This window comes from Allobosea sp. 05T439 (genome assembly GCF_056396005.1).
The window spans coordinates 1-870 of the sequence record NZ_JBFTKP010000118.1 but is presented as its reverse complement, the minus strand read 5'-3'; the positions used below and the strand labels follow the sequence as shown (position 1 = coordinate 870).

Below are 870 nucleotides of genomic sequence, written 5' to 3'. Positions count from 1 at the left end.
CTCCCCGGCATCGACGAAGTCGTTGCCGTCGCCGGCCGAGATCGTGTCGTTGCCGCCCGCTCCGATCAGGACATCGTCGCCGCCCTGGCCGATCAGGTTGTCCGCCCCAGCCGCCCCGAGCAACACGTCCGCATCGGGCGTACCGACCAGAACCAGTCCGGCGTCCGGCTGCGTTGTCTGGCCGGTTCCGCCACCATTGCCGGTCTCGGTGCCGGTGCCGCAACTCCCGCCGCCGCCGTTCCCGGTCTCGTTGCCTGAGCCGCTGCCGCCGCCATTCTCGGTCTCGTTGCCGGTGCCGCCGCCGCCGCCGTTCTCGGTCTCGTTGCCGGAGCCGCCGCCGCCGCCGTTCTCGGTCTCGTTGCCGGAGCCGCTGCCGCCGCCGTTCTCGGTCTCATTGCCCGAGCCGCTGCCGCCGCCATTCTCCGTCTCGTTGCCGGTGCCGCCGCCGCCGCCATTCTCGGTCTCGTTGCCGGTGCCGCCGCCACCGCCGTTCTCGGTCTCGTTGCCCGAGACGCCGCCGCTCCCGTTACCGGTGCCGATGCCGCCATCATCGACGACGACGGTCTCGAAGATGTTCTCCGGCAGATTGGCCAGGCTGGTATTGCGGGCGATGATGTCCGAGAACTCCTGGCCCTCGATGAAATTTTCGTAGAAGTCGAAATTCTCGACCCGGTCGAGATAGTAGAACCGGTCGGCCTCCTGCAGGCGATCGAACTGCTCCTGCAGCACGACCCAGAAGGTCTGCCCGACCATGCCGCCATTGATATGCGTCTCGGCAAGGCCACCGACCCAGAGATCGACCCGGTCGATCCCCTTCACGATGCCGGTGCCGTCGGCCTGGATGGCCACGCTGATATTCGAGTTGATCGC

General features: G+C 67.9%; 1 protein-coding gene. It reads right to left on the bottom strand.

The genetic code is table 11. From position 1 onward, the window contains the following. A partial coding sequence (locus AC1DIO_RS35310) for a peroxidase family protein (protein ID WP_476854946.1) occupies nucleotides 1-870 on the bottom strand: 870 nt, incomplete at both ends.